The 18,174-nt window shown below is 67.8% G+C and carries 18 protein-coding genes; 14 read left to right on the top strand and 4 right to left on the bottom strand.

The window, feature by feature from the left end; translation table 11 throughout:
- The 5 genes from ACFYXM_RS32350 to ACFYXM_RS32330 all read left to right on the top strand — a co-directional run bounded on the left by ACFYXM_RS32350 (position 1) and on the right by ACFYXM_RS32330 (position 6,186).
- The gene (locus ACFYXM_RS32350) at positions 1 to 966 is read left to right on the top strand and encodes a carbohydrate ABC transporter permease (protein WP_389294780.1); all 966 of its coding nucleotides are present in this window, start codon (positions 1 to 3) and stop codon (positions 964 to 966) included.
- Positions 963 to 1,778, top strand: coding sequence for a carbohydrate ABC transporter permease (locus ACFYXM_RS32345; protein WP_389294778.1), 816 nt, complete (start codon positions 963 to 965; stop codon positions 1,776 to 1,778). Before ACFYXM_RS32350 ends, ACFYXM_RS32345 begins: the two co-directional genes overlap by 4 nt.
- Before the next feature lie 5 nt (positions 1,779 to 1,783).
- A complete protein-coding gene (locus ACFYXM_RS32340; RefSeq protein ID WP_389294776.1) occupies positions 1,784 to 3,700 on the top strand; it encodes a glycoside hydrolase family 36 protein in 1,917 nt (638 codons plus the stop codon).
- 57 nt (positions 3,701 to 3,757) lie between these two features.
- Complete coding sequence (locus ACFYXM_RS32335; protein WP_389294774.1) at positions 3,758 to 4,786, top strand: LacI family DNA-binding transcriptional regulator; 1,029 nt, start codon at positions 3,758 to 3,760, stop codon at positions 4,784 to 4,786.
- 998 nt (positions 4,787 to 5,784) lie between these two features.
- On the top strand, positions 5,785 to 6,186 hold the full coding sequence (locus ACFYXM_RS32330; RefSeq protein WP_389294773.1) for a hypothetical protein: 402 nt from the start codon (positions 5,785 to 5,787) through the stop codon (positions 6,184 to 6,186).
- 37 nt (positions 6,187 to 6,223) lie between these two features.
- On the opposite strand, the gene ACFYXM_RS32325 is transcribed toward ACFYXM_RS32330, so the two are convergent.
- Positions 6,224 to 6,355: a hypothetical protein gene (locus tag ACFYXM_RS32325; RefSeq protein WP_389294772.1), complete on the bottom strand. Its 132-nt coding sequence runs from the start codon at positions 6,353 to 6,355 to the stop codon at positions 6,224 to 6,226.
- 274 nt (positions 6,356 to 6,629) lie between these two features.
- Here ACFYXM_RS32325 and ACFYXM_RS32320 point away from each other — a divergent pair, with 274 nt between their 5' ends.
- The 9 genes from ACFYXM_RS32320 (at position 6,630) to ACFYXM_RS32280 (ending at position 14,410) form a co-directional block, all read left to right on the top strand.
- Positions 6,630 to 6,974, top strand: a complete 345-nt coding sequence (locus tag ACFYXM_RS32320; RefSeq protein ID WP_389294770.1) for a DDE-type integrase/transposase/recombinase — start codon at positions 6,630 to 6,632, stop codon at positions 6,972 to 6,974.
- On the top strand, positions 6,968 to 7,360 hold the full coding sequence (locus ACFYXM_RS32315) for an integrase core domain-containing protein (protein ID WP_389294825.1): 393 nt from the start codon (positions 6,968 to 6,970) through the stop codon (positions 7,358 to 7,360). Before ACFYXM_RS32320 ends, ACFYXM_RS32315 begins: the two co-directional genes overlap by 7 nt.
- A gap of 210 nt (positions 7,361 to 7,570) precedes the next feature.
- Entirely contained in the window at positions 7,571 to 8,437 is an 867-nt protein-coding gene (locus ACFYXM_RS32310; protein ID WP_389294769.1) for an SDR family NAD(P)-dependent oxidoreductase, read from the top strand.
- Positions 8,434 to 9,156 carry an HAD family hydrolase gene (locus tag ACFYXM_RS32305; protein ID WP_389294767.1) on the top strand — a complete coding sequence of 241 codons (723 nt, stop codon included), beginning with the start codon at positions 8,434 to 8,436 and terminating at the stop codon, positions 9,154 to 9,156. The genes ACFYXM_RS32310 and ACFYXM_RS32305 overlap by 4 nt, the downstream gene beginning before the upstream one ends.
- A complete protein-coding gene (locus ACFYXM_RS32300) occupies positions 9,156 to 10,655 on the top strand; it encodes a flavin-containing monooxygenase (RefSeq protein WP_389294765.1) in 1,500 nt (499 codons plus the stop codon). The genes ACFYXM_RS32305 and ACFYXM_RS32300 overlap by 1 nt, the downstream gene beginning before the upstream one ends.
- Entirely contained in the window at positions 10,652 to 11,488 is an 837-nt protein-coding gene (locus tag ACFYXM_RS32295) for an alpha/beta fold hydrolase (protein ID WP_389294763.1), read from the top strand. The genes ACFYXM_RS32300 and ACFYXM_RS32295 overlap by 4 nt, the downstream gene beginning before the upstream one ends.
- A gap of 75 nt (positions 11,489 to 11,563) precedes the next feature.
- On the top strand, positions 11,564 to 13,270 hold the full coding sequence (locus tag ACFYXM_RS32290) for an aldehyde dehydrogenase family protein (protein WP_389294761.1): 1,707 nt from the start codon (positions 11,564 to 11,566) through the stop codon (positions 13,268 to 13,270).
- Between the two features lie 94 nt (positions 13,271 to 13,364).
- Positions 13,365 to 13,607, top strand: coding sequence for a hypothetical protein (locus ACFYXM_RS32285; protein ID WP_389294759.1), 243 nt, complete (start codon positions 13,365 to 13,367; stop codon positions 13,605 to 13,607).
- Positions 13,604 to 14,410 (top strand): class I SAM-dependent methyltransferase, encoded by an 807-nt coding sequence (locus ACFYXM_RS32280; RefSeq protein WP_389294757.1) that lies wholly within the window; start codon positions 13,604 to 13,606, stop codon positions 14,408 to 14,410. The genes ACFYXM_RS32285 and ACFYXM_RS32280 overlap by 4 nt, the downstream gene beginning before the upstream one ends.
- Positions 14,411 to 14,809: 399 nt before the next feature.
- Here ACFYXM_RS32280 and ACFYXM_RS32275 read toward each other — a convergent pair whose 3' ends face one another.
- The 3 genes from ACFYXM_RS32275 to ACFYXM_RS32265 all read right to left on the bottom strand — a co-directional run bounded on the left by ACFYXM_RS32275 (position 14,810) and on the right by ACFYXM_RS32265 (position 17,634).
- The gene (locus ACFYXM_RS32275; protein ID WP_389294755.1) at positions 14,810 to 15,694 is read right to left on the bottom strand and encodes a hypothetical protein; all 885 of its coding nucleotides are present in this window, start codon (positions 15,692 to 15,694) and stop codon (positions 14,810 to 14,812) included.
- Between the two features lie 537 nt (positions 15,695 to 16,231).
- Positions 16,232 to 16,774, bottom strand: a complete 543-nt coding sequence (locus ACFYXM_RS32270; RefSeq protein ID WP_389294753.1) for a class I SAM-dependent DNA methyltransferase — start codon at positions 16,772 to 16,774, stop codon at positions 16,232 to 16,234.
- A gap of 200 nt (positions 16,775 to 16,974) precedes the next feature.
- A complete protein-coding gene (locus ACFYXM_RS32265; protein ID WP_389294751.1) occupies positions 16,975 to 17,634 on the bottom strand; it encodes a DUF4232 domain-containing protein in 660 nt (219 codons plus the stop codon).
- Between the last annotated feature and the right edge of the window lie 540 nt (positions 17,635 to 18,174).

Raw genomic sequence — 18,174 nt, 5'->3', positions numbered from 1 at the left:
ATGTCCCTCGCCCCGTCCGAACGCGCTCCCGCCACCGCCACCCCGGCCGACCGCGGCACCCCCACGCACACCCGCCGCACCCGCCGCACCCGCCCGGGCCGACGCCGGCTGCTGACCCGCGATTCCATCCCCTACCTGCTGATCATGCCCGCCGTCCTGGGCTTCGCGATCTTCAAGGCGTACCCCATCGCCGACTCGCTCTGGATCAGCCTCACCACCGGCAACGGCGAGGACCGGCGCTTCACCGGACTCGCCAACTACCGGCGCCTGCTGGACGATCCGCTGTTCTGGACCGCGCTGAAGAACACCGCGCTGATCCTGGTCGTCCAGGTACCACTGATGCTCGGCCTCGCCCTGCTCGTCGCCCTCGGCCTCAACTCCACGAAGGTCTGGCTGCGCCCGCTCTGGCGACTCGGCGTCTTCGTCCCCTCGCTGACCGGCCTGGTCGCCGCGGGCGTGATGTTCTCCGTGATCCTCAACCGCGACGCCGGGCTGCTGAACTGGGTCCTCTCCGTGTTCGGCGTCGACCGGGTGAACTGGCTCGGCAGCCCCTCCTGGGCCCGAGTGGGCGTCGTCCTCGTCATCACCTGGCACTACACCGGCTACAACGCGGTGATGTACCTCGCCGGCCTGCAGGGCATTCCCGACGAGTTGTACGAGGCCGCGATGGTCGACGGCGCGGGACCGATCCGCCGCTTCGTCTCCATCACCCTTCCCCAGCTGCGGCCGATCCTGCTCCTCACCGTCGTGCTCTCCACCATCGGCACCCTGCAGCTCTTCGACGAGCCGTACGTCCTCACCGGCGGCGGCCCCGACAACGCCACCTTGACGGTCACCATGTACCTCTACAACAACGGCTTCAAGTACTTCGACTTCGGCTACGCCTCGGCCATCGCCTACGCGCTCGCGCTGATCGTGTCCGTGCTCGGCATCCTGCAGGTGCGTCTGATGGGAGAGCGCCGGTGAAGCCCCGCGGCCCCCTGCTCACCCTGCTGCTCGCGGGCGCCTTCGCGCTCTGCGTCGGCCCGTTCTACTGGCTCGCCATCGCCGCGACCCAGGACGACAAGGACGTATTCTCCTGGCCGCCGAAACTGCTGCCCGGCGGCCACCTCATGGAGAACCTCCACGGGCTCCAGGAATCCATCGGTCTCACCCGGGTCCTGATCAACACGCTGCTGGTGGCGGGCGTCCAGACGATCGGTGCCGTCGCCGTCTCGGTCCTGGCCGGATACGCCTTCGCCAAGTTCGAGTTCCGCGGGCGCAATCTCTTCTTCGTCCTGCTGCTCAGCACCCTGGTCATCCCCGACACGGTGATGCTGATCCCGATCTTCCAGATGATGATGGACCTGGGCCTGATCGACTCCTACCAGTCCGTCATCCTGCCCGGTCTGGTCACTCCGTTCGGCATCTTCCTGATGCGGCAGGCACTGCGTTCCATGCCCGACGAACTCCTGGACGCGGCCCGCGTCGACGGCGCCGGCGAACTGCGGGTGCTGTGGCGGATCGTGATCCCGGTCAACCGGCCGGTCATCGCGGCACTCGCGCTGTTCGTCTTCCTCGGCAGCTGGAACCAGTTCGTCTGGCCGCTGATCGCGCTGCGCAGCCCCGAGATGTACACGCTGCCCGTGGCCACCGCCACCCTGCAGGGGCTGTCGACCACCAACTACGCGCAGGTCCTGCTCGCCGCCGCCATCGCCGCCATCCCCGTGATGGCCCTCTTCCTCGTCCTGCAACGCCAGTTCATCTCCGGCCTGCTGGCCGGGGCCACCAAGGAGTGACCACCGTGACCACCGAACCGCGCCCGACCGACGAACTCGCCGAGAGCCCGCAGGCGCTCACCGAGCCGGGTACCGCCTCGCAGGACGCCGCCCCGCAGCAGCCCGTCCCGGCCTGGCGCCCGAACACGCCGGCCGTGGCCACCTCCGACACCGTCGTCCACCGGCAGCTCGCCACCGGCCTGCGCCACTCCGCCGGCGCCCCGCTCACCGTCCACCTCACCGGGCTCGGCTGCGACCGGCTGGAGACCGCCGTCACCCCGGTCGGCGACGGCGTGGTCCTGATCGAGGTCACGGCGTCGGCCGCGGCCACCGTCCGCGCCGAATGGCGGGTCCCCTGCATCGCGGCCACCGCCTACTGGACCCCGGACACCAACGCCTCACGCTGGCTGCCGCCGTCCTGGATCGCCCCCCGGACCGTCTCGCTCGCCCTGGGCGCCCCCGTCGCCAGTCTGATCGGCGCCGACGACCGCGCTCTGTGCACCGCAGCCGCCGGCGAGACCTCCGCACCCGTACGCGTCGGCGCCGGCGTGGTGGAGGAGAGCGGCGAGTTCGCCTTTGCCGTCGAAGAGGACCTCACTCCGGACGGGCCGCCGCTGCGGCTGCGGATCGACATCGGTGGTCGGCACTTCGCCGCCACTTTGCGGGACGTCACCGACTGGTGGGCCGAGGGCCTGGACCACCCCGGCACCGCCCCCGCCGCCCGGATGCCCGCCTACTCCACCTGGTACAGCCTCCACCAGAACGTCGACACCGCCGCCGTCGAACGCCAGGCCGCCCTCGCCGTGACCGTGGGCTGCGAGAGCATCATCGTCGACGACGGCTGGCAGACCACCGACCGCGCCCGCGGCTACGGCCACTGCGGCGACTGGGAGCCCAACCCGGCGGCCTTCCCCGACCCCGCGGCCCACGTCGCCGAGGTCCACCGGCTCGGCCTCGCCTACCTCCTGTGGTACGCACTGCCGTTCATCGGCCGGCACAACGACGCCTGGGGCCGCTTCCAGGACATGATCCTGCGCGAGGAGCCCCACCTGGAAGCGGCCGTGCTCGACCCCCGCCACCCCGAGGTCCGCGCCTACCTGGTCGAGAAGGTCTCCCGCGCCGTCGAGCAGTGGGACATGGACGGTCTGAAGCTCGATTTCATCGACCGCTTCGCCGTCACCGCCCCCCCGCCCGCCCCGGCCGGCGCCGACCACACCGCCGTCCACGAGGGCGTGCTCCAACTGCTCGCCGATCTCGACGCCCGCCTGCGCCGCACCCGGCCGGACGTGATCGTCGAGCACCGCCAGCCGTACGTCAGCCCCGGGCTGTGGCCGTACGCCACCATGATCCGCGCCACCGACTGCCCGCTCAGCCCCGCCGAGAACCGCCAGCGCACCATCGACTGCCGACTCACCGCGGGCCCGCTCGCCGTCCACGCCGACATGATCATGTGGAACTCCGCCGAGATGCCCGAGGCCATCGCCGTCCATCTCGTCAACGCCCTGTTCTCGGTGCCGCAGATCTCCGTCGACCTCACCGCCCAGAGCCCCGACCAGCTCGCCACCCTGCGCTTCTGGCTCGGCGTCTTCCGCCAGTACGCGGATGTCCTCCAACTCGGCGTCCTGGAACCCACGCGACCGGACCTCGGCTACCCCCTGGTCCGCGCCCACGGCCACCACACCACCGTGGTCGCGCGCTACGCGCCGCTGCCCGTCGCCCTCCCCGACCGGCACGCCGAGGACGGCCCGCAGACCCTGCTCGTCGCCAACGCGGACGGCGACCCTGCGGTGCTCCTGACCGCCACGCGACCGGAACAGGCCCTCGCGCGCGTCCAGGACTGCCGTGGTGAGATCCTGTCCGAGACCGTGCTCGACCTCGTCGCCGGGGTGAACTCGGTGACCGTGCCGACCGGTGGCCTGCTCACCCTGACCCGCGAGCACTGACAACCGCGGGCTGGGGGAGCCACCCGCCGCCCCCAGCCCGCCGACCACAGAGGAACGATGACCGCTCGACAGGTGACCATCGAGGACGTCGCACACGCGGCCGGGGTCTCCCGCCAGACCGTCTCGAACGCCCTCAACGCACCCCACCGGCTGCGCGCCACCACCCTCGCCCGGGTCACCGCCGCGATCGACGAACTCGGTTACCAGCCCGACCAGTCCGCCCGCAGCCTGCGCACCGGCACCCGCAAGGTCATCGGCTATCCCGCCCCCGCCGACAACCCCGCCGACCCCAACCCCCTGATGGGCGGCTTCCTCCAGGCGCTGGTGACCGCCGCCGACGCGGTCGGCCACCGCATCCTGGTGTTCCGCTCCGACCCCCAGCAGGGCGCCGGAGCGGTCGCCAGGTCCTTCAACGGACTGATCGCGGCCCGCCAGGTCGACGGGTTCGTCCTCTCCGACGTCGTCCACGACGACCCCCGCGTCGACGTGCTCACCGAGGCCGGTTTCCCGTTCGCCGCCTTCGGCCGCACCGCCCCCGGCCGCCCGCAGAACTGGGTGGACATCGACTCCACCGCCGCCACCGCCGCCCTGGTCGGACTCCTGCTCGACCAGGGCCACCGCCGGATCTGCTACCTCAACTCCGCCGCGTCCCTGCCCTGGCTCGCCGACCGCAGGGCCGGCTTCCTGCAGGCCGCGGCCGCCGCCCCCGACGGCGCCTTCGAGGTCGGCGTCCCCGACGACGACCCGGCCGCGCTGTCCCACGCCGTCCAGCGCCTGCTCACCGGCCCCGACCGCCCGACCGCCCTGGTATGCGCAAGCGACTGGCTCGCCCTCACCGCCTACCAGGCCGTCCGCGCCGCTGGCCTCACCGTCGGCGGCGACGTCGCCGTCACCGGTTTCAACGACATCCCGCTCTGCACACTGCTCCAGCCCGCCCTCACCAGCGCGCGCCTGCCCCTGGCCGCCATCGCCCACGCCCTCGTCGACCGGCTGATCACCGCCGTCGAGGACCCCGCCGCCGCCCCGGTGAGCGGGCTGCTGCTTCCTGCGGAGCCGGTCGTGCGCGACAGCACGCCGGGGCGGTAGCGGCGGCCGTCGGCCGTCACACCGGCGCGGCGGCCTTGCGCAGCAGGACCGACGGACGGTCTGCGCCTGCTACGCCGCGTGGCGCGGCATGCGGGCCGCCACCACGACGAACTCGACCAGGCCTTCCGCTCCCGAAGCGGTCGGCAACGCTGCGGACGACGATGCGGCCCTGGGCAACCGTCGAGGCTCGGCAGGCCCCGGACGTGCTTCACCGGCGGGCCCGCCGTCTCCGGCCTACTTGTACCAGGAGCGGACGCCGCATTCCTCCGAAGGTGGGCCTGGTTGAGCTCCGCATCCATCAGCACCGTTCCTGTGGCGGACCTCGGCTCTACCCCCCTGGCGTGGATCCGGTCTGCAGGGCGTGTCGATGGGGGGGCCGCCACTTCAGGGCCGGGTCCGGTCTTGTGAGTGCGGACCGCTCCCGGTCGGTACGACGCTGCCCTCATCCCGGCCGGCTGGACCTCGCGCGGAACTGTGAAGCGCCGGTTGCGGATCCGGGACGGTTGCCCTCAGTGATCGCTTCGACACGCCGGCGGACCGCGGCCCGCCGGCCTGCTCGGTGCGCGACGCCATGGTTGGCACCGGGCAGGCCGGGACGGCACGGCCACCCCATCCGGAAAGATCACCGCGGAGCTGAGTTTCGGGTTCTGCGCTTCCTGTCGGCCCACCGGTACCGGGCCGGTCTCCGGCCCGACCTCGCGGCAGGGAGTTCCCCTGCCCGCTCGGTGACCAGCGCACCGCGCCACCGCCAGGTTCAGCGCTCGCGCCCGTCCCGACGCACCGCATGGTCCGCAGCTTTCGCTGTGCGCACTCGGCGTAACGCGGATCCGCTTCGAGCCCAGGGTTCAAGAAACATCGAAGGTTCTTCCAAGGTGGCCGTGTGACGTTGGTGGCGAGGAAAGCCCAGGCACTTGATCAGGAGTTGGGCTGCTCAGGAAACCGTTCCGCGCCGAGACCACTCGTCGCGTTCCCGTACCTCGATCGACAAGGAGTTTGTCGTGGCATCCAGACTTTCCCGTACGATCGCCGTCGCTGCCGCGGGCGCTGGCCTCGTCCTGTCCCTCGCCGGCTCCGCACAGGCGTCCGGCGGCAGTTACAGCGCCCGTCTCGCTGACGGCTGCGGCTCTGCCAGCGGCACATACCACTGGTACGCCACCAGCGTGTACAACGGCAAGCAGGCCTACAAGACCGACTGGGATTTCGCCCTCAGGGACCTGTGCTCCACCAACAGTTACGCCGTGAGCCTCTACGCGAAGTACACCAAGTGGAACGGCAGCTCCTGGACCAACGACGGGCGCTACCACAAGATTGGTTCTTCGGGGACCGACGCCAATGTCGCCGACGTCCGAATCTACCTGTGCGAGGTCGGCCGCCCCAGCACCTGCGCAGGCATTCACTAGTGCCGCTCCCGGCACTAGGCTCTGTGTGATGTCGTGATCAATCGACTGCTCGTAAGAGGTCTTCGAGCCGGCTCATCGAAGCGCGGAGTTCGAGGCCGGCGAGGTAGCTCTCGGGCATCTTGTCGAAGCGTGTGGCGATGCCTCGCCAGTCCTTCAGTCGGTTGATCAAGCGCTCGACGAAGCGTTCGCCGGTGTCCAGGGGCAGTTGGGCACCACAGCGGCCTGCCGGCTGACCGGACGCTCACGCGCCACCCACTACCGCCACCTCGGCCCGAAACCGAAGCCCCCGCGTCCCCGAGACCCACGCCCGCTCGGCCCTGACACCGGCCGAGCGGGCGTGGGTTCTGGCGCTGCTGAACCGGCCGGAGTACGCCGACCTGCCACCCGCCCAGGTCTGGGCACGTGAGCTGGATACGGGAAACTGCTGGTGTTCGCAGCGGACGATGTACCGGATCCTGTCCGCCGCCGGGCGGAACGGCGAACACCGCCGACAGGCCACCCACCCGCCCGGAACGATCCTCGAACTGGTCGCGCACGGGCCCTCTCAGGTGTTCACCTGGGACATCACCCGGCTGCCCGGTCCGGCCAAGAGCATCTGGTTCCACGCCTACGTGGTCATCGACATCTTCAGCCGCTACATCGTCGGTCACACGGTCGAACGCGCCGAAACCGCAGAGCAGGCCGAGGAGTTGATCCGCGAGACCGTCGAACGCGACGGCATCGTGCCCCACACCGTCCATGCGGACCGCGGCACCCTCATGACCAGCAAGAAGGTCTCCAGCTGCTGACCGGCCTCGGTGCCACCAGGAGCCGTTCCCGCCCCAGGGTGAGCAACGACAACCCGTTCGGCGAGAGCCAGTTCCGCACCACGAAGTACGCCGCCGACCACCCGGAACGCTTCGACTCCCCGGCCCGCGCCGGGCAGTGGATGGCCGCGCTCATCAGCTACTGCAACCACGAGCAGCGGCACTCCGGGATTGGCCTGCACACCCCCGCCTCGGTCCACATCGGCACCGCCCACGAGGTGACGGACCAGCAGGCCGTCGCCCTCGCCGAGGCTTACGAGCGCCACCCGGAACGCTGTGTCCGACGGCCGAAACCACCCGAGACAGTCGGCCAGGTCTGGATCAACGACCCCACCCGAAAGGTACAACCAGTACTACATGACCCATAGCAGAATAAACATCTTATTTGACTTGACAACTATCATTCAGGTCAGAAGGATCACCAAGGGCATGCCAAATCCCTTCGCGGAGCCGACGTCCCGTACCGGCCCCGTCTTCGATCGATGACCGGGTCGAGCCACAACCACCGTCAGGCCGAGAGGACGGTGGCTGCCCGGAACCTGACCACCCGTTGCCAAGGTTCGACTGAAGGAGCGGAGATGACATCCCGGCAGAACAAAACCCTGCGTGACCGCCTGACCGGCGCGGCCTGCCTCGTCACCGGGGGTGCCCAAGGCATCGGCTGGGCCGTGGCACGCCTCCTGGCCGAGCATGGCGCGACTGTCCACGTCTGTGACATATCGAGGAGTGACATCGAGGCCGTGCGCTCCACGGCATCGCCCGGATCCCTCCACTTCGAGCAGGTGGACGTAACCGACCGGCACGCCCTGGAGGCGTGGATATCCGCCTCGCACAGCCACCATGGGCGTGTTGACGTACTCGTGAACAATGCGGCGTACAGCCGCTGGGTGGACGACGCCGACATGAGTGATGACGACATCGAACGCACCATGCGGACCAGCTTTGACGCCATGGTCCACGCGACCCGCGCGGTGATCCCTTTGATGCTTGCCGGCGGAGGCGGGCAGATCATCACGATGGGATCGCTGGCAGGGAGCGTCTACGTCCGCGGTCCGGCTGCAGCGTACGCCGCGGCCAAGGCAGCAGCGGAGGCGTACAGCCAGATACTGCGCCTGGAACTCGCCTGTACCCCCGTCGACGTGACGCTGGTGCGCCCCGGAGCGGTGGCTGGTACGAATTTTTTCCGTCACGTGTCCTCCCGCAGAATGTCGCGGCTCAGCGACCTCTTCCCGGCAGCGACACCGGAGCAGGTCGCACGGAGTATCGCCGAGTCCCTGGTTCGACCACGTCCTGTGGTGAACGTCCCCGCCTACGTGCCGTACGTCGCGGCATTTCACGCGCTCGCGCCGGAAAAGCTGAGGCGGCTCGTCGAGCTCAGCGGTGAATCGAGGCGTGACTATTCGATGGCGAGGGACCGCCGCATCGGGAGACGGGAACTCCGATGAAGATCGCGCTACTGGATATGGACGGCACACTCACGCCCACCGCGCTGGGGATGGCCATGCTCGGATCCCAACGCGCCACGAAGCTCGTAAACCCCGCGGCTATGAAGGACCTCGGACGACTTTACCGGGATGCCCAGGAGTCCGTCAGGAGTATGTACGCGCTCTACGAAAAATACGCTCAGACGCTGGCCGGCCTGCCCGAGTCGGCGATACAGGAGCTGGCGGAGGAGGTGTGGCAGCGCGAGAAGGCATCCATCTACCCCCATACGAAGCCACTGATCGACACACTCCATCTGGCCGGCTACCGCACGCTTCTCGTCTCCGGGAGTCCGGACGAGATCGTGCGTCTGGTCGCCCGGGACCTCGGCGTCCATGCCGGGCACGGAACTCGACTCGTCCGCGCCGAGGGCCAGTACACCGGCCGTATCGAACTGGCTCCTGCGCTGCCGGGAGGAAAAAGGGCGGTACTGGAGGAGGCGGTGCAGCCCAGGACAGTGGACTGGACTGTCGTGTACGCGCTGGGAAACTCCTGGCCGGACATCGAGGTACTGAACCGGGCCGGATTGTCGCTGCTGTTCGAGCCGCACCCCCATATTCGTGAGGCCGCTCGGTGGTTCGGAATCCGGCAGGCGACTCGTCGAACCGTGCTGGAGCAGACTCGGGAGCTGCTGTCGGCATCACTGACCGCGTCAGCGCGCGACGGCGGAGGGCGAAAGTGATGAGAAGTCGGCGAAAGGCCCGGATTGCGATCATCGGCGCCGGGGTCTCCGGGATCTGCCTCGCGGCCAAGCTCAAGCAGTCCGGAAACGACGACTTTGCCGTATACGACAGAGGAAAGGCCGTGGGGGGAGTATGGCGAGAAAACGTCTATCCAGGTGTTTCATGCGACGTCCCGAGCAGGATCTACTCCTTCTCGTTCGCACCGAACCCTGACTGGGATTCCTATTTCGCCCGAGGAGATGAGATCCTCTCATACCTCAATAGAGTGGTGGAAATGTACGGAATCGGCCCTCATCTGAGGCTAGGGGAAGAGGTGGTGGAGGCCCGGTTTACCGCAGGGGAGTGGAGGGTGCTGACGTCCCGGGGGGTGGAGTCGCGTTGGGACTTCCTGATATGTGCCACAGGGCTGCTTGTCCAGCCGGCCCTGCCCGAGTTGGAGGGGAGGAGCGCCTACCGGGGGGTCATGATGCACTCCGCTCAATGGGAAAGCGACGTGGACACACGAGGGAAGCGCGTCGCGATCATCGGCACGGGGGCGACAGGAACGCAGATGACCTGCGCACTTGCCGCGGAGACCGAGCACCTCTATCTGTTCCAGCGCACCGCGCAGTGGGTCTTCCCAAAGCCCACGCAACGATACTCCGCGATCACGAAGAGGATTCATCGCGTGGTGCCGGGCTTTAGCCGGCTCGCAGATCGCTTCTGGCGGGTGGTCTTCCAGGGAACAATAAGTGCTGCAGTGGTCAGAGCGGGGTGGCAGCGGAGACTGATCGCGGGGGTCTGCCGGCTGTCCCTCAGACGGGTCCGCTCCAAGGAGCTGCGGCGACTGCTCACACCTCCGGACAATCCAATGTGCAAGCGGTTGGTGGCGGCTTCCGGGTTCTACCAGGTCGTGCAGAAGGATAACGTCACAGTAATCGGTGAGGAGATCGATAGAATCACGGAACGGGGGATCTTGACCCGTGACGGTGCAGAAAGAGAAACAGATGTTATCGTTTTCGCCACGGGGTTCCGCGCAGATACCTTCATGCGTCCGATGAAAATAGTCGGAAAATTCGGAAGAACACTTGAAGATTTCTGGTCCGACGGCCCCAAGGCCTATCGGACGGTCGCGCTGCCGGGCTTCCCGAATTTCTTCATGCTCGTCGGCCCGAACAGTCCGTTCTCAAGCGAGTCGGTCATGCGCATCGCCGAGACGCAGTCAGATTACGTCCTTCGCTGGATCGAACTCTTCAAATCCGGTGTCGTTGCGGAGATGTCTCCCACCCAGGAGGCCTCGGATAAATTCAACAAACTTCTGCGGAGTGGCATGCCCGGCACAGCCTTCTCGTCCGGTTGCGCATCCTGGTACCACGATTCCCAGGGGGATCTGATGGTCTGGCCCTGGACGGTGAGAGCGCATCATAAAATGCTGTCACGGATTCAGCTTTCACACTTCGACATCCGACAATACGGCGAATCCAGCAAATCCGGGTCAGGAAGCGAGAGTGGCTCATGACTGCGAAACCTTCCCTGCTTTTCGTTCATGGACTCGGCGCTGACGGAACATACTGGGGTGAAGTGCGCAGCGTCCTTGCCTGGTACGAGTCGTACGCCTATGACCAACGTGGACACGGGCAAACCCCATTGGGAAACGAGGAGCTCACGCTCGATCGGCTCGCGGGAGATCTCGGTGCCGTCGTCCGGAATTCCCCCCTGCCGGGTTCTGTAGTTCTCGTCGGACACTCGGCCGGAGGTGCCGCCATCCTCAGGCTTGCCGCTCTCGAGCCGACGCTGTTCGGTTCGGAGTCAGAGATCGTCGGCGTGGTCTTGGTCAGTGCATCCCGCCTGGATCTCCGCTGCTCGGTGAGCGGGTATCCAGGACGCCTCCTGGAACGGGCTCTTCTCTCTCTGCCCAGCGTCGCTCTGAGGAATGAGCGCGGCGGATATTTCGGCCGATTAGTGGCACGCGGTGCTATGAAGGCGATAAGGGTGATCAGTGCTTGGCAGTGGCCCCTCTACGGGGCTGACGCTTCCCGGGGTGCTCGACACAAGTTCTCGACCATGCTTTCGAGCACTCCGCCGTACACGCTGAGCGTCATGCTTGGACTGCTCTCCAGATTCTCGCTGCCGGATCTCGCCGCCCTGAGGAGGGTTCCGGTCCTGATAGCAGCCGGGGGGCGTGACAGAATAGCTTCGCGTAAATACATGAGGCTACTCTCCGAAGAGCTCCCGGCCGCTCGGCTGGCCGTGATCCCTCGCGCTGGCCATCTCCTGCCTCTCGAATGCCCGGAAGAACTGAGCGGAGAGATCCAGAAATTCCTGGACACGTTGAGCAGGGAGAGGAAATGATGCTGCTCCCCGTGCGAACTCCGGCCGAGAATGGATATGTGGGAAAACGGGTGTACGCTCGGGAGGCGGCCTGCCGTGGATAGGATTGTTCCGGGCACGGTCGTCATGGACGAGGCCGTGCACGCACTGCGGCGACACGCCCGTTCATGGGCTGCCACTCCGCTCGAGGAGCGTATCGCCCTGCTCGAACGGCTCGTACCGAGGATCCTCGGTGTGGCCTCGGACATGGTCGCAGTGGCAGCCCGCGCGAAGGGCTACGCCCCAGACTCCCCGTGGGCGGCCGAGGACTGGGCCGGCGGCCCCTGGGCCCTGCTCCAGGGCGTCAATTCCCGCCTTGAGGTGCTGCGTCGTATAGCAAAGGGAAGGGACCCCGTGGAGTCCCACGCAGTGCGCATCCGTGACGGACGCATTGCGGTCGACGTCTTCCCCGCCACGGGGTGGGACCGAGTCCTGCTCAACGGGCACCGTGCCGAGGTGCGGATGCAGGAGGGCGCCACGCCCGAGAGTGTTCGGGCTGGTGCGGCAAAGGAATACCGTGGCGGTGCGAGCCCACCCGGCGTCGCGCTGGTACTCGGAGGCGGCAACGTCGCCTCCGTCACCGCGCTCGACGTTCTCCACAAGCTCTACACCGATGGTCAGGTCGCTGTGGCGAAGACACACCCGGTCAACGCCTACCTTCGGCCCCACCTCGAGCAGATCTTCAGCGAGTTCGTCAAACGCGACTGGCTGCGGTTCGTCGACGGAGGCGAGGCGGAGGGCGCGTACCTCACCACACATCCGGGCGCGGACTCCATTCATGTGACAGGAAGCGACCGCACACACGACGCCATTGTGTGGGGCACCGACGGTTTGGCCGAGCAGCGGCGCCGCGAAAACACTCCCCTGGTCACCAAGCCTTTCACCAGCGAACTGGGTGGAGTCAGCCCCGTCATCGTCGTACCCGGAGACTGGAGTGACACGGACTTCCGTTTCCAGGCCGAGCACATTGTCACCAGCAAGATGAACAACTCGGGCCACAACTGCGTCGCCAGTCAGGTTCTCATCGTGCCGTCCGGCTGGACCGGATCCCAGCGGCTGCTGGACGAGATCCGCCTTCTCGCACGTGCGCTTCCCACGCGCGCCGGCTACTACCCCGGCACCGAGAACCGGCTGGCCGAAGTCCTGGCCCGCCACCCGGAGGCCGAGATCCTCGGTACCACAGGCCTCGTCCTGGTACCGGAACTGCACGACCACGACGATCCGCTCATCACGGCCGAGGTCTTCGCCGGCGCCTTGGGTGTGGTCAAGCTTCCCGGCGACAGTCCGCGCGAGTTTCTCCGCCGCGCGATCGACTTCGCCAACTACGTCCTGCCCGGGACGCTGGGCGCCACAGTCCTCGTCCACCCACGGACGGAAAAGGCGGCATCCCCCGCCGTCCGGGACGCCGTCGCCGCGCTGCGCTACGGGACTCTGGGCGTCAACTGCTGGCCAGGGGTGGGGTTCCTGCTCGGTTACACCCCCTGGGGCGCCTACCCCGGTCACACCCGCCAGGCAGTCGGCAGCGGGACCGGATTCGTGCACAACGCCTTCATGTTGGGAGAGATTGAGAAGACCGTGCTCCGCGCACCCTTCGCACCGGCCCCACGTGGCCTCTTCGCCGGTTCTCCGTCGCTCTCACCACGCCCGCCGTATTTCGCCACGAGTCGCACCGGGCGCGTGACTCTTGAACGACTCACCCACTTCGTCGCCGCACCGCGGGCCAGGAGCTTGCCGGCTCTCGTCTTCTCCGCGCTCAGGAGCTGATGCCCCGGTCCGGCCCGCCGACTCACAACCCAAGCGGGGACTGTCACTGGAAGTGTCTGATCAACGGCGGATCCGATGATCAATGAGACGTCTGATGAGCGAGGCCATCGTCGAGAACGAGACCGTCGAGCAACCAGTCGTCGAGGGGGCCGCGGAAGTGGTGTCGGACGACCCGTTGATCGACATGCTGGTAGACCCGGCCTGCGCCGAGGGTCTTCTTCCTCGCCTTCATCAGCATCGCCTGCACCCTCATCTGCTACCGCAGACTCACCACATCAGGACTTCCAAATTGCCATACCCGACTGCCGCGACACGCAAGGAGCACAGTGAACGATGACCAGCAATCAGCCGCAAAACCCCGCGTACGGGTACAATGAGAGTTCGATCGGTCATCAGGTGCACAGCGAACTCGAGAGGCTTCGCCGCCTGGAGGACTCGCTGGATCCCGAGACCATCAGCCTGCTCTCCGACTGCACGGTACAGCCGAACTGGCGCTGTCTGGAGCTGGGGGCAGGCGCCGGGTCGATCGCGTACTGGCTCGCTGGGATGTGCCCTGAGGGGCGCACCACCGCCGTCGACCTGGACACCCGCTTCCTCGACCAGGGGGCCTTCCGCAACCTCACGATCAGTGAGCGGGACGTCTTCGAGTGCGACTTCGCTCCGCATTCCTTCGACCTGATCCACACACGTGCGCTGCTGGTTCACCTCCGCCGGCGGGAGGAGATCTATCGGCGCGCCGCTCAGTGGCTCGCTCCTGGTGGATGGCTCGTGACCGAGGAACCCGTGATCATCGATGATCGCGAATCGCCCTACCCGGAGTTCAGCAACATGACCCGAGCCGTCAGAGCTCTCTGGGGAAGGCACGGCGCGGACTTGCGGTGGTCGAGGTCCCTGCCCGCTCTGGCCCTGCGGAACGGCCTGGCCGACCTGTCCGTCTCCGCCCGGACAATGCAGTGCGGGCAGGGGGGCGCGGGTGACCGCCACTGGACGTTCATGATCAACCAAATGCGCGCTCCTCTGATATCCGCAGGGCTCCTCTCGCAGGAGGAGTGGCAGGCGGGCATCGACTCCTTCGGTGATCCGGCCTTCATGGACATCAGTCTGGTCATGATCTCTGTCCGGGCGCGTCGCCCTGTCTGACGGCATGCCACCTGAGGCAGGCCGGATCGGCCTCACCACCGCAGACGGCCCCAGACCCGGAGCCCTCGGCCGTTCTGCTCACGTGGTAGGCGAAGCTCGCGCAGCAGCGAATCGTTCAGGCCGATCAGCCCGAGGCCACGCACGGCCAGGACATCGAGTTCGGTGACGGCTGCCGTGTGTCGGCGGATCTCGTACGAGCGGAAGCCTGGGAGAAGTAGACCTGGCCGAGGACGACGCCCTGTGGCAGTTGCCCGGCGGCATCGTCGAGCGGAACGAGTCCCCCTCGACGCCGTTCGCCGGAAAGGGCGCTGCAGCGTGGGCAGGTCGACGACCTTCACGGGCATAACGGGCCGGCAGCACACCGGTTGGTCACGCATGGGTTCCTGATGCCCCGGCGGGTCAGCCGGTCCGGGAATAGTGCTGGAGGTAGAGGAAGATCGAATTCCAGCCCGAACCCACGTGCACGATGTGCAGCTGACCTGCCGAACCGAAGTCCCAGGCGGCGATCCCTTCGACCTCGTCCCCGGATTCGACGTCCTGATCGAACGCGTGGGATACCTGCCCGGAGGCCACGTCGATCGAGTAGACCGACTTGGCCGAGTCGTCCACGGACGCGTAGAGCTCGCCCTGCCACATCGCGGCACCCTGGATCCTGCTCAGGGGCTGCGACAACGTCACGGTATTCACCACCGGGAGCGTGGAGCCGGCCGGAAGGGTCAGCAGATCGTTCAAGCTGTATGCGACCAGTTTGTTCGTCCCCTGTGCGGCGTCCTGGGTCCAGGGTGCGGTGTAGACCAGTCCGGCGGCGGCGTCCACCGCGACCCATGGCACGCCGCCCGGCATCTGTGCGAGCGGCAGTTGTACGTAGCGCCCCGTGTAGCTCAGGTCACTCGCGTTGTACAGCGCCAACAGCGGATGTCGGTAGTCACTGCCGCCGTCCTCGATCGGCGCGATCACGTAGCCGTCGTGGTACTCCACGTCACCGATGTGGTCGCTGCCGTACGTCCGGCTCATCGCCGACGGAATGGGGAACATCGACGACGCGACCTCCGAGTCGTTCGCGACGGTGGCCTTCACCATTCCGCCAGGTCCGGCGTAGTAGAAGTACGTCCCGTCCGTCGCCACGCCCTGCCCGCGTTCCAACGCGTTGAACCCGGTCCAACGGTAGTAGTCCCCCGTCCGTGTCCAGGCCGAGGCCATCGCGGGAGACGCCGCAGCCCCGATGGCCAGCGTGATCGTGGCCGCCACGGCCGTCGCGGTCGCTGAAATCCTGCCCGGCTTCATCTGAGCCCGACCTCCTTCGTCCGATGTCGCACACCTACGCCTTCCGTGAGCGAGAGTGGTGGCGTCCCGACGAGCCACGGTGCTTCTTGCTCATGCGCCGAGGACGTGGTTGCGCATGGTGGCGACAGCCCGGACCGTGTGCTGCCGTCCGTCCTGCCGGTGCTCACGGCATGGGAAGCCGCCCCGAGCCGCAGATCGCCGCTGCCTCGCCCACACACCACCCGCAACAACCGCTCGCCCGCCGCGTCCGCGGACCGCGAGAAGTCTCACATCACAACGCTCGGACCTCAACACCTCATGCATACGGGCGAACTGACGCCGATCGCAGCCTCCTGGTCCGGTCGGCGGACTCGGCTGCCCTTCCTGTCCACGGGCCGGGGACGGGTCGCACGACCGCCGCCTCGGCCGACGGCACTTGAGCTGTCGATGCCCGTCACGGATCCGAGTTCCACCTGCCTGCTGCGCGGCTGTCCGGCGGAGTTGGCCGAGACCCTCCGGCACTCGCTTTCCTGACCGTCCGGCGCCGGCCCCGGACGGTCAGAATCTGCGGTGCACGGAGACGGCGTACTCCCCGTCGGTGTAAGGGGCTCGGGACCAGGTCGCGTATCTGGCTTCAAGGGTGAGTCCCGCCGCACGGCAGTGAGCGTCGTAGTCGTCCAGCGTGTAACCGCGGTCCAGGGAGAACCCCGCAACAAGGCGGCCGGACGGACGGACGTGGCCTGCCACCCCGGCCACCAGGGCCGGTTCCGTTCCCGGCGGGGTGAACAGGGGGACGTTGCCCGCCATCACCACGACATCGAACAACAGCCCCAGGTCGAGGCCGACCAGGTCGTGCTGGTGCCAGCGGATCTCCGGCGCCAGGCGCCGGGCAGTCGCGATCATCGACGCGTCGACATCCACGCCGACCACGGCGATCCCGTAGCGGGCCAACTCGATGGCCACCCGGCCAGTGCCGCAGCCCGCGTCGAGGACCGTGGTCGGCTCGAAGGAGCGGACCAGCGCGGCTTCACCATGAACATCCCCGCCCTCCGCGGCGATGCGATCGAACCGGGCCTGATACTCGTCACCGTTCCACGTCATGCGTTCACCGTGGCACACTCCCCGCTCCGACCGCAGCCCGGCCTCCGAATCCTCCGTCACCGGCCACGGCCGGCCTGGCGGGGGTGCGAGCCTGCGGCGACGAGGGCTTCGACGGCCCCGTGGTCCGCGTGTCCACCTCCAGCGGGTTGCGGGTGCTCAGGCAGCGGCGCGGTGCGGCTGAGCACCCTGGGACGTGCGGGTCAGCCGCCCTGACCGGCGCTCCCCATCGGACCGACCTTCACCTCGGAGCCGGAGCCGTCCGTGACGGGCAGCGTGCCGGCGCCCGGCCAGTCGAGAGTGACCGACTTCGTCTCGTCCGGCGGGGTCACCACCAGGCCCGTGATGCGGACGCCGGAGCCGCCCGACTTGTTGATCGGGTAGTTGATGCCGAAGTACACCGACTTCCCGTCCTTGAGGGTCATCGGGGTGGCCTTCTCACCGGTGCGCTTCGCGGACAGCGTCCCCGAGCCGGTCTTCAGATCGACGCCCGCGTACCCGGAGAGCACGCAGTCCCGGCCGCCGCCGTTCTTCAGCTCCACCGCGACGGTGCCGTCGGGGTCGCCGTCGATGGTGCTGTCCGCCGCCGTGATCTCCAGCTCGTCGGTGCGGCACTTGCCGACCTTGCCGTTCTCGTTGGAACCGGTCCCGGCGGCCGTGCCCTGCCCGCCGGACCCCTTCCCTGCGGGGCCCTTCCCGTCGCTCTGATCCGAACCGCCCGAGCCCGAACCGCCGCTCGCGGAAGACGCGCCGGACGCGGACGACGGGGCGGTCTGCCCCATGTCGTCGCCGTTCTGGCAGGCCGTCAGCGAGAGACCCGCGGCAACGGCCAGGGCTGCGAAGGTGAGCTTGTGTACGCGCATCGTTTCTTCCTCGGTGTCGGTGGGGGTGTCGGCCGCTCGGTACGGGTCGGTACGAGCGAGCTTTTCTGCCCACCCAGAGCCGCCCGGCCCGACGAGGCGTTCCGCCCAACCACCCGCTAATACACCCCTGTTACACGCGCAGCCAGGCACAACGCGCACCACCACCGGGCGCACCCCGCCCGCGCCCGCCACCGCCGCACCCAGCACCTGCAGCCGTCCGGCGTGGAAAACAGGGCCCGGACACAGCGCGCCAGACCGCTCACAGACACGCCACCGACGGGCCGAGACGGCGGTTCCCGCCACCACTGCGCACCTGCTCGCGGCCGACTCCCGTTGGGACAGACCCGTAACTCGGCAGATCTTGACCACAATTCTTGTCGCTGCGGGACATCGCGAAGACAGGAACGGCTCCGGGGTGGACACAGCCACCCCCTTTGGTCGTGATGCCCTAATACTGCAACCGCATCTGAAGGGTGTGGCCTCGGCGTTTGTAGTGGGAGCGTCGGGCTCGGGCCTGGCTGCGTCTGCGGAAGCGTGACC

Source organism: Streptomyces sp. NPDC002476, from assembly GCF_042889785.1.
Lineage (GTDB): Bacteria > Actinomycetota > Actinomycetes > Streptomycetales > Streptomycetaceae > Streptomyces.
The sequence above is the reverse complement of the archived record's forward strand: the minus strand, read 5'-3'. Positions and strand labels throughout refer to the sequence as shown.

Bases quoted from the DNA above. Each gene is read 5' to 3' on its own strand.
- ACFYXM_RS32350 (WP_389294780.1), top strand. From the start codon at position 1: ATGTCCCTCGCCCCGTCCGAACGCGCTCCCGCCACCGCCACCCCGGCC.
- ACFYXM_RS32320 (WP_389294770.1), top strand. From the start codon at position 6,630: ATGTACCGGATCCTGTCCGCCGCCGGGCGGAACGGCGAACACCGCCGA.
- ACFYXM_RS32305 (WP_389294767.1), top strand. From the start codon at position 8,434: ATGAAGATCGCGCTACTGGATATGGACGGCACACTCACGCCCACCGCG.
- ACFYXM_RS32300 (WP_389294765.1), top strand. From the start codon at position 9,156: ATGAGAAGTCGGCGAAAGGCCCGGATTGCGATCATCGGCGCCGGGGTC.
- ACFYXM_RS32335 (WP_389294774.1), top strand. From the start codon at position 3,758: ATGACCGCTCGACAGGTGACCATCGAGGACGTCGCACACGCGGCCGGG.
- ACFYXM_RS32285 (WP_389294759.1), top strand. From the start codon at position 13,365: ATGAGCGAGGCCATCGTCGAGAACGAGACCGTCGAGCAACCAGTCGTC.
- ACFYXM_RS32265 (WP_389294751.1), bottom strand. From the start codon at position 17,634: ATGCGCGTACACAAGCTCACCTTCGCAGCCCTGGCCGTTGCCGCGGGT.
- ACFYXM_RS32270 (WP_389294753.1), bottom strand. From the start codon at position 16,774: ATGACGTGGAACGGTGACGAGTATCAGGCCCGGTTCGATCGCATCGCC.
- ACFYXM_RS32275 (WP_389294755.1), bottom strand. From the start codon at position 15,694: ATGAAGCCGGGCAGGATTTCAGCGACCGCGACGGCCGTGGCGGCCACG.
- ACFYXM_RS32310 (WP_389294769.1), top strand. From the start codon at position 7,571: ATGACATCCCGGCAGAACAAAACCCTGCGTGACCGCCTGACCGGCGCG.
- ACFYXM_RS32295 (WP_389294763.1), top strand. From the start codon at position 10,652: ATGACTGCGAAACCTTCCCTGCTTTTCGTTCATGGACTCGGCGCTGAC.
- ACFYXM_RS32280 (WP_389294757.1), top strand. From the start codon at position 13,604: ATGACCAGCAATCAGCCGCAAAACCCCGCGTACGGGTACAATGAGAGT.